General features: G+C 68.6%; 14 protein-coding genes. 10 read left to right on the top strand and 4 right to left on the bottom strand.

Annotation, left to right across the window (positions count from 1 at the left end; translation table 11 throughout):
• Window positions 1-25: 25 nt before the first annotated feature.
• The gene (gene grpE / locus IEY58_RS22055; RefSeq protein ID WP_189049818.1) at window positions 26-670 is read right to left on the bottom strand and encodes a nucleotide exchange factor GrpE; all 645 of its coding nucleotides are present in this window, start codon (window positions 668-670) and stop codon (window positions 26-28) included.
• 18 nt (window positions 671-688) lie between these two features.
• The gene (gene hrcA, locus IEY58_RS22050; RefSeq protein WP_189049816.1) at window positions 689-1,747 is read right to left on the bottom strand and encodes a heat-inducible transcriptional repressor HrcA; all 1,059 of its coding nucleotides are present in this window, start codon (window positions 1,745-1,747) and stop codon (window positions 689-691) included.
• 250 nt (window positions 1,748-1,997) lie between these two features.
• Between hrcA and rph the strand changes: the two genes are divergently transcribed.
• From rph to hemW, 3 genes are read left to right on the top strand one after another with little or no spacing between them, the layout of a single operon-like run.
• On the top strand, window positions 1,998-2,726 hold the full coding sequence (gene rph, locus IEY58_RS22045) for a ribonuclease PH (RefSeq protein ID WP_189049814.1): 729 nt from the start codon (window positions 1,998-2,000) through the stop codon (window positions 2,724-2,726).
• A gap of 5 nt (window positions 2,727-2,731) precedes the next feature.
• Window positions 2,732-3,352, top strand: coding sequence for an RdgB/HAM1 family non-canonical purine NTP pyrophosphatase (gene rdgB / locus IEY58_RS22040; RefSeq protein WP_189049811.1), 621 nt, complete (start codon window positions 2,732-2,734; stop codon window positions 3,350-3,352).
• Window positions 3,349-4,530: a radical SAM family heme chaperone HemW gene (gene hemW, locus IEY58_RS22035; RefSeq protein WP_189049809.1), complete on the top strand. Its 1,182-nt coding sequence runs from the start codon at window positions 3,349-3,351 to the stop codon at window positions 4,528-4,530. Before rdgB ends, hemW begins: the two co-directional genes overlap by 4 nt.
• Window positions 4,531-4,548: 18 nt before the next feature.
• Here hemW and IEY58_RS22030 read toward each other — a convergent pair whose 3' ends face one another.
• The gene (locus tag IEY58_RS22030) at window positions 4,549-5,736 is read right to left on the bottom strand and encodes a penicillin-binding protein activator (RefSeq protein ID WP_189049807.1); all 1,188 of its coding nucleotides are present in this window, start codon (window positions 5,734-5,736) and stop codon (window positions 4,549-4,551) included.
• Window positions 5,737-5,945: 209 nt separating this feature from the next.
• Between IEY58_RS22030 and rsmI the strand changes: the two genes are divergently transcribed.
• From rsmI to gshB, 5 genes are all read left to right on the top strand, one after another.
• Complete coding sequence (gene rsmI, locus IEY58_RS22025; protein WP_229743874.1) at window positions 5,946-6,761, top strand: 16S rRNA (cytidine(1402)-2'-O)-methyltransferase; 816 nt, start codon at window positions 5,946-5,948, stop codon at window positions 6,759-6,761.
• 13 nt (window positions 6,762-6,774) lie between these two features.
• Window positions 6,775-7,140 carry a YraN family protein gene (locus tag IEY58_RS22020; protein WP_189049803.1) on the top strand — a complete coding sequence of 122 codons (366 nt, stop codon included), beginning with the start codon at window positions 6,775-6,777 and terminating at the stop codon, window positions 7,138-7,140.
• Between the two features lie 85 nt (window positions 7,141-7,225).
• Entirely contained in the window at window positions 7,226-8,068 is an 843-nt protein-coding gene (locus IEY58_RS22015; protein ID WP_189049801.1) for a BON domain-containing protein, read from the top strand.
• Window positions 8,069-8,084: 16 nt separating this feature from the next.
• Window positions 8,085-8,924, top strand: coding sequence for a SirB1 family protein (locus tag IEY58_RS22010; RefSeq protein WP_189049799.1), 840 nt, complete (start codon window positions 8,085-8,087; stop codon window positions 8,922-8,924).
• Window positions 8,925-9,008: 84 nt separating this feature from the next.
• Window positions 9,009-9,956 carry a glutathione synthase gene (gene gshB / locus IEY58_RS22005; RefSeq protein ID WP_189049797.1) on the top strand — a complete coding sequence of 316 codons (948 nt, stop codon included), beginning with the start codon at window positions 9,009-9,011 and terminating at the stop codon, window positions 9,954-9,956.
• A 156-nt stretch (window positions 9,957-10,112) separates the two neighbouring features.
• Here the strand turns inward: gshB and IEY58_RS22000 are convergent, their stop codons facing one another.
• Window positions 10,113-10,607: a lipocalin-like domain-containing protein gene (locus IEY58_RS22000; protein ID WP_189049795.1), complete on the bottom strand. Its 495-nt coding sequence runs from the start codon at window positions 10,605-10,607 to the stop codon at window positions 10,113-10,115.
• 188 nt (window positions 10,608-10,795) lie between these two features.
• Here IEY58_RS22000 and IEY58_RS21995 point away from each other — a divergent pair, with 188 nt between their 5' ends.
• Window positions 10,796-11,365: a TetR/AcrR family transcriptional regulator gene (locus tag IEY58_RS21995; protein ID WP_189049793.1), complete on the top strand. Its 570-nt coding sequence runs from the start codon at window positions 10,796-10,798 to the stop codon at window positions 11,363-11,365.
• Window positions 11,366-11,451: 86 nt separating this feature from the next.
• Window positions 11,452-12,516 (top strand): alkene reductase, encoded by a 1,065-nt coding sequence (locus IEY58_RS21990; protein WP_189049791.1) that lies wholly within the window; start codon window positions 11,452-11,454, stop codon window positions 12,514-12,516.
• Window positions 12,517-12,559: the final 43 nt, after the last annotated feature.

The following is a 12,559-nucleotide window of genomic DNA, read 5'->3' as shown; positions in this document are numbered from 1 at the left end:
ATCGAAAAGCCACACTCGACCGGGATCAGGCCGTGCGATCGACGCGCTGATGCGCCTCCGCAGCCGGTTTTTCGCCCGCCGACTTTTCGGTGGCCGGCTTCTCCGCCGCGGCGGCTTCCGTCACCGGGCCCTTGGCAACGCCGACCATCGCCTCACGCAGCAGCCGGTCGTGGATCGTGTAGCCGGCCTGCAGCACCTGGACGACCGTGCCCGCGGGCTTGCCGGTGTTCTCGAGCTCGAAGATCGCCTGGTGCAGGTTGTGGTCGAACTTCTCGCCGACAGGATCGACCCTGCGGATGCCGTGCTTCTCGAACGCGCCCAGCAGCTCGCGCTCGGTCGCGGACACGCCCGAGAGCAGGTTCTTCACCAGCTCGTTCTTCGTCGCCTGGGCCTCCGGCACGCTGTCGATCGCGCGGCGCAGGTTGTCGGCGACGTTGACCAGGTCCTTGGCGAAGCCGGAGATCGCGAACTTGAGCGCGTCCTCCCGGTCGCGCTGAGCGCGGCGACGCACGTTCTCCTGCTCGGCGAGCGCGCGCAGCGCCTGGTCCTTGTATTTCGCGACCTCGGCCTCGAGCTCGGCCACGCGCGCCTCGGCGGAAACGCCCGTCTCGGCCGGCTGCGTCGCCTCGATCAGCTCTTCGGTCTCGGGGGTATTGGGGTTATCTGCCATCGTCGACTGAGTCCTGATTTATCCAATGGAACGCCCGATCACCTTGGCGGTGTAATCCACCATGGGGATGATGCGGGCATAGTTGATCCGCGTGGGGCCGATCACGCCGATGGCCCCGACGATCTGCTCTCGGCTGTTCATATAGGGTGCGATCACCATCGAACAGCCCGCGATGCCGAACAGCGAGTTGGCGGAGCCGATAAAGATCTGCACGCCCTCGCCGCGATGGGTCGCCTCGACGAGGCGCATCATCGTTTCCTTGGTCTCGAGCATCTCGAAGAGCCGCCGCACCCGGTCGAGGTCCTCGAGCGCGTTGATATCCTCGAGCAGGTTCTTCTGGCCGCGCACGATGAGCGAGCCGCCCGAACGCTCTCCGGACCAGGACGCGAGGCCCGCCTCGACGAGGCGCGCGGTGAGCTCGTCGAGCTCCGCCTGGTTCTGGGCCAGCTCCTGCACCAGCGCCGCCTTGGCCTCCTCGAGCGTGAAGCCCACCATCCGCGCGGAGAGGAAATTGCCAGCGGTGACGAGCGCGGAGGCCGGCACGCCGACCGGCACCTCGATGACACGGTTCTCGACCAGGCCGTCCTCGGTCACCAGCACGACGAGCGCCCGGCCGGGCCCGAGGGCCACAAACTCGGCATGCTTCAAGGCGCTCTCGGTCTTGGGCGCCAGCACCAGGCCGGCACAGCGCGACAGACCCGACAAGGTCTGCGTCGCCTGTTCCAGCACGGCCGAAAACGACCGGCCGCCGGCGGCACAGCGCGCATCGAGATTGTCGCGCTCATCCTGCGAGAGCCGGCCCACCTCGAGCAGCCCGTCGACAAAGAGCCGGAGCCCCGCATCGGTCGGCAGGCGGCCGGCCGAGGTATGCGGCGCGAACAGCAGGCCCGCCTCCTCGAGATCCGCCATCACGTTGCGGATCGTCGCCGGCGAGAGATTGAGCCCGAGCCGGCGCGAGATCGTGCGCGAGCCGATCGGCTCGCCGGTCTCCACATAGGCATCGACGATCGTGCGGAAGATCTCCCGGCTACGCTCGTTGAGCATGCCGACGAGCGTTTCCGTTCTCGCGCGGGGCATGTCGCGGTCGCTCAAGCTCGCCGATCGTCCCTTGTGAGACAGTGAATGCAATGGAACCTCGCCGCTGACGGCCAAGGCGTGCCGAAACTTAGGGACGACAAGCCCGGGCGTCAACCTTCGCCCCTTCAAGCCGCCCATGTATCGATGCCGGCAAATCCTGGACGCGCAGGCGACTGGCAGAGTAGGTTGGCGCCCCATTCGAGTACGCCCGCTCGAGAATATTCGGATCGTCGAAAGAAGCCAGAGACCCATGTCACGTCCTTCCGGTCGCCCGGTCGACCAGCTCCGCCCGGTGACGCTCACCCCCGGCTTCGCCAAATATGCCGAGGGTTCCTGCCTCGCGAAGTTCGGCGAGACCCATGTGCTCTGCACCGCCTCGGTCGAGGAAAAGGTGCCGCCGTTCCTGCGCAACACCGGCGCCGGCTGGATCACCGCCGAATACGGCATGCTGCCGCGGTCGACCCATACGCGGACGGAACGCGAGGCGGCACGCGGCAAGCAGTCGGGCCGCACGCAGGAGATCCAGCGCCTGATCGGCCGGTCGCTCCGCGCGATCTGCGACCTCAAGGCCTTGGGCGAGCGGCAGATCAAGATCGACTGCGACGTGCTGCAGGCCGACGGCGGCACGCGCACTGCGTCGATCACCGGCAGCTATGTGGCGCTGCACCTGGCGCTCAGGGGCCTGGTCGACCAGAAGCTGATCCCGGTCCTGCCGCTCCGCGACCAGGTCGCCGCCGTGTCCTGCGGCATCTATAACGGCGTGCCCGTGCTCGACCTCGACTATCCGGAAGATTCCGCCGCGGAGGCCGACGCCAATTTCGTGCTGACCGCGACCGGCCGGATCGTCGAGATCCAGGCAACCGCCGAGGAGGCGCCGTTTGCCGAGGAGCAGTTCGCGGAGCTCCTGAAGCTCGCGCGCAAGGGCATCGCCGAGCTTGCCCGGCTGCAGCGGGCGGCTGTAGGCCTGGGCGGGCTCTGACACCCATGTGCGCCGCCGTTCCACGCCGCCGCTTCACCGGCACCGGCCTCATCGTCGCGACCCATAATCCGGGCAAGCTGCGTGAGATCGTCGAGCTGCTGGCGCCCTATGGCGTGCACGTGAGTTCGGCCGCGGAGCACGGCCTGCCGGAGCCGGAGGAGACCGGGACCACCTTCCTCGCCAATGCCGAGCTCAAGGCCCTGGCGGCGGCGCTGGCAGCCGGCGTGCCGGCGCTGTCGGACGATTCCGGCCTCGCGGTCGACGCGCTCGGCGGCGCTCCCGGCATCTATTCGGCGCGCTGGGCCGGGCCCGACAAGGATTTCGCCGCCGCCATGGCGCGCGTCGAGCACGAGCTCACGGACAAGGGAGCCGCCAGCCGGCGCGCCCATTTCGTGTGTGCGCTGACGCTCGCCTGGCCGGACGGTCACTACGAGAGCTTCGAGGGTCGCGTGTCGGGCACGCTCACCTTCCCGCCGCGCGGCGACCGCGGCTTCGGCTATGACCCGATCTTCGTGCCCGACGGCATGAGCCAGACCTTCGGCGAGATGCACGAGGCGACCAAGCATCGCATCAGCCACCGGGCCCGTGCCTTCGGCCAGTTGGTCGAGGCCTGTTTCGCGTCATGATCCAGGTGCCCGCATCGCGCGGGCCGGAGACCCCGGGCTTCGCCGTCTATGTCCATTGGCCGTTCTGCCTGGCGAAGTGCCCTTATTGCGACTTCAACAGCCATGTGCGCGAGCGGATCGAGCAGGACCGCTGGCGCGCAGCGCTTTTGCGCGAGCTCGACCATTACGCGGCCCAAACACCGGGGCGCGCGGTCACTTCGATCTTCTTCGGCGGCGGCACGCCGTCGCTCATGGAACCCGCGACGGTCGGCGCCGTCATCGAGCGGATCGGCCGAAACTGGTCGCTCGACGCGGACGTCGAGATCACGCTCGAGGCCAATCCGACCTCGGTCGAGGCGCATAAGTTCCAGGGCTTCCGCGCGGCCGGCGTCAATCGCGTGTCGCTCGGCATCCAGGCGCTCGACCCGGCGGCACTCAAGTTCCTGGGCCGCCAGCACACGGCCGGCGAGGCACTCGAGGCCATCGCGCTCGCCGCCCGGCATTTCGATCGTTACAGTTTCGATCTGATCTACGCCCGACCCGGACAGACGGTCGATTCCTGGACCGCGGAGCTCGACCGGGCCTTGGGCTTCGCCGCCGGTCATCTATCGGTCTACCAGCTGACGATCGAGCCGGGCACGGCGTTCGCCACCGCCTATGCCCGCGGCGATTTCGCGCTGCCCGACGACGAGCTCGCGGGCGAGCTCTACGAGCTGACCCAGGCGCGGCTCGCGGCTGCCGGCCTGCCGGCCTACGAGATCTCGAACCATGCGCGCGCCGGCGAGGCAAGCCGGCACAACCTGACCTACTGGCGCTACGGCGATTATGTCGGGGTCGGGCCCGGCGCCCATGGCCGGCTGACCCTGGGCGGCACCAAGACCGCGACACGCCAGGCCAAGGCGCCGGAGACCTGGCTTGGCCTCGTCGAGGCCAATGGCCACGGCACGCAGGAGACCGAGATCGTCGACCGCGACGCCCGTGCCGAGGAAATGGTCATGATGGGCCTGAGGCTCGCCGAAGGCATCCCGCGCCGGCGCTTCCGGGACGAACTGGCGCTGGAGCCGGAGGACCTGCTCGACCCGGTGGCGCTCGGCCAATTGACGGAGGGCGGGTTCGTGACGCTCGACCGCGACCGGCTGGTCGCGACCGCCGCCGGCCGCCAGCGGCTCAACGCGGTGCTGGCTGCCCTCCTGCGCTGACTTTCCTTACTGACTTTCTTACTGGCCGGCCTCGCCGCCGAAGCTTTCGGGCGCGGGGCTGACCACGCTGGCGCCGGTGCGCTCGACCTGCAGCACGGCCAACCCGCGCTCGGCCGTGCCGTCCTCGCGCAGGCGGAAGATGCCGTCGGCGCCAGCGAAGCCGCTCGGGTTGGTGAGCGCCGCCGCCGAGAAATCGGCGCCGGGCGTGCGGCCCAGCACGGCAGCGACGCCGACCGCGTCATAGGCGAGTGTCGCGAGCCGCGCCGGCGCATGGCCATAGGCGGCGCGGAACCGGTCCTGGAACCCGGCGCGCGCCTCGGGCGGCGGGGCCGCGTACCAGCCGCCGATGAGCGACGGCTCGTTGCCGAGATCCGGCACGTCCCAGATGCCGGTGCCAAGCAGGCGGACCTTCTGCTGGTTGATGTCGGCGAGCTGCAGCTGCGACACGACGTTCTTGAGCTTGGGCCCGGTCTCCGGCACCAGGAGCGCGGTGAAGGTGAATTTGCCGTTGGCGGCCAGATGCTTGATCACCGGCTTCAAGTCGGCGCCGCCAGGCTCGAAGACCTCGGTATCGTCCATGGTGCCGCCGGCCGCCGCGACGGCACGGCCGAACTCGTCGGCGGCGAGCTGGCCATAGGTATTGTTGGGCACGATCGCCGCGAAATGATCGATGCCGGTCGAGCGCGCGTAGCTCGCGATCCGCGTCAGCTCCTCGCGCGGCAGGATGCCCATCAGGAACAGGCCGTTACCGGCGATGGAGGCGACGCTCGAGAAACTCAGCACGTTGATGTGGGCGGCCTGCGCGATCGGCTTCACCGCGTCGGCCTCCGACGCAGTCAGCGGACCCACGATGATCCTGGCCCCTTCGGCGACCGCGAGCCGCGCCGCGGCGACGGCCCCTTCGGCCGTGCCGTGCGTATCCTTCGGCGTCAGCACCATGTCGTCGCCGCCGAGCTCGATCAGCGACAATTGCGCGGCGTCGAGCATGTCGCGGCCAAGCGCGGCGGTCGGCCCGCTCAGCGGCAGCAGCAGCGCCACGTCGATCTTGCCCTTGACGTCGACGAAATTGGCCGGCTTCTGCGGTACCGCGGGCACAGCCGGCTGCAGCGTGGGCGCGGTCAGGGTGGCGACCGGGGGTTGCTGTCCCGGCAGCTTCCCCGGTACGGTCTGGGTACCGCAGCCAGCCAAGCTCAGAGCGAAAGTCACCACAGATGCGAGGGCCAAGGGCCGCAGGACCGGGTTCGCAAGAGACGGACGGTTCAAGCACATTCTCCGAAGCGACCGAGGAGGCGCCGCGGGAGACTAGCCGGGCGCCCACGCCAAGTAAACGCGCGCCTAAGCAACCTGTTCAGGGGCAGCGGCCTTCCCACGAGCGGCCTGCCGCGGCCAAACGGGCTGCGGCCGGTCTCTACGTCGTGGCGACACCGATCGGCAATGCGGCCGACATCACCCTTCGCGCACTCGACATTTTAGCCGAGGTCGACGTGATCGCCTGCGAGGACACGCGGGTGAGCACAAAATTGCTACAGCGTCATGGCATCGCCGTGCCGCTCGCGGCCTATCACGAGCACAATGCCGAGCACATGCGGCCGGTGCTGCTGCGCCGGATCACCGAAGGCCAGGCGGTGGCGCTCATCTCCGACGCCGGAACGCCGCTCGTCTCCGACCCGGGCTTCAAGCTCGTGCGCCAGGCGATTGCCGACGGGCTCAAGGTCGAGATGCTGCCGGGCGCCTCGGCGCCGCTCGCCGCCCTGGTCCTGTCCGGCCTGCCGAGCGACCGGTTCCTGTTCGCGGGCTTCCTCGAGTCGCGGAGTACTGCCCGGCGCCGGGAGCTCGCAGAGCTCAAGGCCGTGCGCGCCACGCTCATCTTCTTCGAGTCCGCCCAGCGGCTCGCAGATTCGCTGGCCGACATGGCGGCGGAGCTTGGCGACCGGCCAGCCGCGGTCGCGCGCGAATTGACCAAGCTCTATGAGGAGGTCCGCCGCGGCACGCTCGCCGAGCTTGCCCGCCACTATGCGGCAGCCGGGCCGCCCAAGGGTGAGATCGTCGTCGTCGTCGGCCCGCCGCTGCCGGCGCCGCCGCCGAGTGACGCCGATCTCGACGCCTCGCTCAAGGCGGCCCTCGCGCGCCTCTCGGTCCGGGACGCGGCGAGCGAGGTCGCGGATGCGCTCGGCCTCAAGCGCCGCACGGTCTATGCCCGCGCGCTCGAGCTCGCCCAGGTGGACAAATGACCCGGGCCGACAAATGACCCGGGAGCGGCGCGCCGCCGAGCGGCATGGCCACCGGTCCGAGGCGATCGCCGCGTGGTGGCTCCGGCTCAAGGGCTACAGGATCGTCGCCCGGCGCTACAAGACGGCGGCGGGCGAGATCGACCTCATCGTCCGGCGCGGCCGGGTGCTGGTGTTCGTCGAGGTCAAGGCGCGCGCCGATTTCCGCGCGGCCGCCGATGCGGTCAGCCCACGCCAGCAGCATCGCATCGCCCGTGCGGCGAGCCAGTTCCTGGCGACGCGGCCCGACTTGGCCGACCTCGACCAGCGTTTCGACGCGCTCTTGATCGTGCGTCGGACCTGGCCGCGCCACCTGCCCGACGCCTGGCGGATCGGCGCATGAGGGACGCCACAACGGATGTCCGGTTGTCGCCACAATTCGGCCGTTCTATAGCGGTAAGGAAAGATCCAACCGGAGGCCCCGAACAGTGACCCTGTCTCATCAGCGCGTTCAGTCCCTGGCGTTCAGCCTCGTGGCGCTCGTCGGGGCGACCCTGCCGCTTGGCGGCTGTCTTGTCGCTGCTGTAGGTGCCGCGGGCGGCACCGCCGGCTATACCATGGGCAACGAGCGCGGTGTCGGCGGCACTTTCAGCGACACCAGCATCAAGACGCAGATCAATGCCCAATGGGCCAAGGACAATGGCCAGATCGCGTCCTACGTCGATCTCAACATCTTCGAGGGCCGAGTGCTGCTGACCGGCCAGGTGCCGGACCCGAAGATCCGCGACCAGGCCGTCGCCGGCGCCTGGAAGGCGGATGGCGTCAAGGAAGTCATCAACGAGATCCAGGTGGCGCAGGGTGCGAGCTTCGGCACTGCGGCCGGCGACAATTGGATCCTGGCCCGGCTCAACAGCGACATGCTGTTCGACAGCCAGGTGCGCACGCCCAACTACTCGCTCCAGTGCGTCGACGGCACGGTCTACATCCTGGGCGTCGCACGCACCCAGACCGAGCTCGACCATGTGCTGAACTATGCGCGCAACATTCCGAACGTGAAACAAGTCAAGAACTACATCCGCATCCGCAGCGGTGTCGGCGAGGACGGCAGCACGCAGCTCGGCACCGCCGGCAGCACGCAGCCGAGCGCCTTGAGCGCACCGGGTGCTAGCCAGTCGGGTGCTAGCCAGGCCGGGGTCGACCAGCCGGGTGCAAGCCAGCGCGCGACCGGCCCGGGCGACAGCCGCGATCCGGCGCTGAACGGCCAGCCGTCGGCTCCGGTGCAGCAGGCCCCGGCGCAACAGTCGCCGGTCCAGGTGACGCCGCTGCAGTAGAACGGGACTTTCGGGCATGAGCGACAGCGCCGAGGCGCTGCTGGCCGAGCTGGGCCAGACCGATGGGGCGATTCTGCCGCTCGCCGAAGCGGCGCTCGCCTTCGCCCGCCTCGATCGGCCCGAGGTCGATCCGGAGGGCTACCGTGCCCATCTCGACCAGCTGGCCGACGAGCTCGCCGCCGAGCTCGGCGATGTCACGACACCCCCGCTCGCCGACCGGGTCGCCGCCCTCGTCACGGTCATGGTCGGCCATCACCGCTACAGGGGCGACAGCGCCACCTATGACGATCTCGCCAATGCCGACCTGATGCGGGTGATCGACCGGCGACGCGGCCTGCCGGTGGCGCTCGGCATCCTCTATATCCACGCCGCGCGCGCCCAGGGCTGGCGAGCCGGCGGACTCAACTTCCCCGGCCATTTCCTGATCCGCATCGATGCTGGCGGCGAGCATGCCATCCTCGACCCGTTCGCGGGTGGCGAACGGCGCGACGCGGCGCAGCTCCGCAAGCTCATCCGGATCGTCGGCCGGGGCGGGGCGGGCCCGGTCGAGCTCAAGCCCGAACACACCCGGATCGTCCCGGACCGCGAGGTGCTGCTCCGGCTGCAGAACAACATCAAGCTCCGCCTGCTGCAGGCGGGCGGCGCGGAGGCCGCGTTCGAGGTCCTGCGCCGCATGCGGCTCCTGGCGCCGCGCCATGCGGACCTCTGGCGCGAAACCGGCATGCTCGCCGATCATCTGGGCCGCTTGGGCGCCGCCATTGCGGCACTCGACACCGCGCTCCGCCTCGATCCGGCCGCCGAATGGCGCCACGACGCCGCCCTGCTGCTGGCCCAGCTCCGGTCCCGGCTCAACTAGCGCTGTTCAGGCTCGGATGTTCTGGGCTTGGGGCCTTGGGCGTCGTCACCATATAGTGCCGGCACCAAGAAGGGGAAATGCGCCATGAGTCTTGCCGTCGCCATCCAGATGGACCCGATCGCCGGCATCAATATCGATGCCGATTCGACCTTCGTCCTGGCGCTCGAGGCCCAGGCGCGCGGCCATCTGCTCTACCATTACGGACCCAAGAACCTGACATTCCGCAACGGCCGGCTCTATGCCCGCGCCGAGCCGCTCAAGGTGCAGCGCGAACGCGGCAACCATTACACGCTGGGCCCGTCCGAGCTCATCGACCTGGCCGGCGTCGACGTGGTGCTGATGCGCCAGGACCCGCCGTTCGACATGGCCTACATCACCGCGACCCATCTCTTGGAGCGGATCCATCCGCAGACCCTGGTGGTGAACGATCCGGCGAGCGTGCGCAACGCGCCGGAAAAGCTGTTCGTGACCCAGTTCCCGGAGCTGATGCCGCCGACGCTCATCACATCGGACCGGCGCGAGATCGACGCTTTCCGTGACGAGCACAAGGACATCATCGTGAAGCCGCTGTTCGGCAACGGCGGCGCCGGCGTGTTCCGCATCCGCGAGGGCGACGAGAACCTGGGCTCGCTCCTGGAGATGTTCGCAAGCATCAGCCGCGAGCCGCTGATGATCCAGCGCTACATCCCAGAGGTGCGGCAAGGCGACAAGCGCGTCATCCTGATCGACGGCGAGCCGGCCGGCGCCGTGCTGCGCGTGCCGGCGACGGGCGAGGCGCGCGCCAACCTCCATGTCGGCGGCAAGGCGGTCAAGACCAGCCTCACGGCGCGCGAGCGCGAGATCTGCACCGCGATCGGCCCGTCCTTGAGGGCTCAGGGCCTGATCTTCGTCGGCATCGACGTGATCGGCGACTATATCACCGAGATCAACGTGACCTCGCCCACCGGCCTGCAGGAAATCAACCGGTTCGACGAGGTGAAGCTCGAAGCCCGCATCTGGGACGCGATCGAGGCGAAGCTCGACCGGCGGTAGGGCTGCACCCGCGTCATTCGCTTTCCATCGCCGTCACGATGAGATGAGGCGCGGTCGCCGCCGATGGCTCGGCTCGTGTGACCGTCGGCAGCGCCAAGCATGACACCGCGACGGCGAAAGCCGCCGCGAGAACCCGTCTCACCGTCGATAACCTGCCTATCGGACTCGTCGCCAGACGGATATCGGCACGTCGCCATTCGAGCGAGGGGCAACACGGTAGCTCAACTCGTCTCCCGAAAGTTCGTAGAGGCGCCGCTGCGTGGTCCCGTTTTGATTGGGGAAGGACGCGGCGTCGATGCTGAAGACCAGCGTGTGTGCGGCCGCGTCCACCGAAAGGACTCCGAAATGAGTGCTGCTGCCGAGCACGGCAGCCTCGTACTCAGCCGGCGTCCCCGTCGCACGGTCGCCCGAGGCGAAGTTCGGGCGTTCGGATTTGAATATCTGCACCGAATATCGGCCTTGGGGGTCGATCATCATCAGACCTTTCGGCGCGGCGCCGTAGTCGTGTTCGCGCGCGCCGTTCGGATGCACCACATCCGCAGCGACCAGGACCCAGGTCCCTGCCAGCTGCGGCGCGGAACCTGCCCATGCAGGAGCCGTGGCGAGCAGCCCGGCGAGAACAGTGGCGGAGAGACTCAGCGACATATTCATAAGACGACCCTCCGTCTTTCGGACGGGTGGACCGTACAGGCAGGTAAAAATTAGAAAATCAGATAATTCGAATGACCGTCTTCCGAAAAACTGAACGATTTCCGCCGGTCTCGTGGGGCTGATGATGAGCAGGAAAAAATTTCACCCGGGGTTCTGGACTCTGCAGTCCAGAACCCCATCTACCGGTCATGGCAAGACCCCGTGAATTCGATGAAGCTGAGGCGCTCGCGCAAGCGCGCGACCTGTTTTGGCGCCAGGGTTACGAGGCGACCTCGCTCGCCGACCTGCTCGATGCCATGGCGATCAGCAAGTCGAGCTTCTACGAGACCTTCGGCTCCAAGCACGCGCTGTTCTTGCGCGCGCTCGAACAATACCAGGACGAGCGGTCGAACGAGATCGAGACGCACCTGAAGCGTGGTCCGACGGCGCGTGCCGCGATCGAGGCGCTGGTCCGCGGCATTGTCGCGTGCGACGCGGCGCGCGGCTGCATGACCTGCAACGAGGCGGTCGAACTGGCGCCGCGCGACCCTACGGTCGAGGCCCAGGTCTCGGTCGCCCTTGCCCACTTCGAGCGCCAGCTGGAAACGACGATCGTCCGTGGCCAGCGCGAGGGCTCGATCGGGCGAACCTATGACGCCGCCACGCTCGCCTGTCTGCTCGCCGTATCGCTGAGCGGCCTGCAGGTGATGATCCGGGCGCAGACCGGGCGGTCCCGGCTCGATGCGATCGTCGAGAGCATCCTGAAACTGCTGCACTGAACCTGTTCCACGTCGGACGGCACGCGCCCAAGCGGGTCGTCTCGCCCCCTTTCCGGACCGATCGGTCCCAATCGCTGGAGTACGCAATGTCCAAGCTTCCCGCCCTGTTCGAGCCGTTCAAGCTCGGCCCGATCACGCTCGGCAACCGCATCGTCATGGCGCCGATGACCCGCAACCGGGCCGGCGCCGGCGACGTGCCCCACGCGCTCAATGCCGAATATTACGCCCAGCGCGCCGAGGCCGGCCTGATCATCACCGAGGCGTCGCAGATCACGCCGGAGGGCAAGGGCTACCCCGGCACGCCCGGGATCTATTCGGCCGAGCAAGTCGCCGGCTGGCGGCTCGTGACCGACGCCGTGCACAAGAAGGGCGGCCGGATCTTCCTGCAGCTCTGGCACGTCGGCCGCATCTCGCACCCGTCGCTGCAGCCGAACGGCCAGCTGCCGGTGGCGCCCTCGGCCGTGAAGCCGGCCGGCGACGCCATGACCGTGACCGGCCTCCAGCCGTTCGTCGAGCCGCGGGCGCTCGGCATCGAGGAGATCCCCGGCATCGTCGCCGCCTATCGCCAGGCGGCGATCAACGCGAAAGAGGCGGGGTTCGACGGCGTCGAGATCCACGCCGCGAACGGCTATCTCCTCGACCAATTCCTGCGCGACGGCACCAACCAGCGGACGGACGCTTATGGCGGCCCGGTCGAAAACCGGGCACGGCTGCTGCTCGAAGTGGTTTCGGTCGTCTCTGCCGTGCTGGGTGCGGCCCGTGTCGGCGTGCGCCTGTCGCCGGTCAACCCGTTCAACGATATTCGCGACTCCGACCCGCAGACGACCTTCGATTTTGTCGCAAGGCAGCTCGCCGGCCGCGGTCTTGCCTATCTCCATGTCTTCCAGGCCGGCGCCGACCCGTTCGACTGGCAGCGTCTGCGCCGCGCGTTCGGCGGCACCTTCATCGTCAACGGCGGCTATGACCGGACCAAGGCGGAAGCGGCGCTCGAGAGCGAGGCCGCCGACCTGGTGGCGATTGGCGTGCCGTTCCTCGCCAACCCGGACCTGGTCGAGCGGCTGAAGCGGAACGCGCCGTTGAACGCGCCGAACCAGGCGACCTTCTACGGCGGCGGAGCGGCCGGCTACACCGACTATCCGGCGCTCGCCTGAGTGCTTCGGCCCGCCCTGCGCATAACGTGGGGCGGGCCCTCTT

This window comes from Aliidongia dinghuensis (assembly GCF_014643535.1).
GTDB classification, from domain to species: Bacteria; Pseudomonadota; Alphaproteobacteria; order ATCC43930; family CGMCC-115725; genus Aliidongia; species Aliidongia dinghuensis.
The sequence above is the reverse complement of the archived record's forward strand: the minus strand, read 5'-3'. Positions and strand labels throughout refer to the sequence as shown.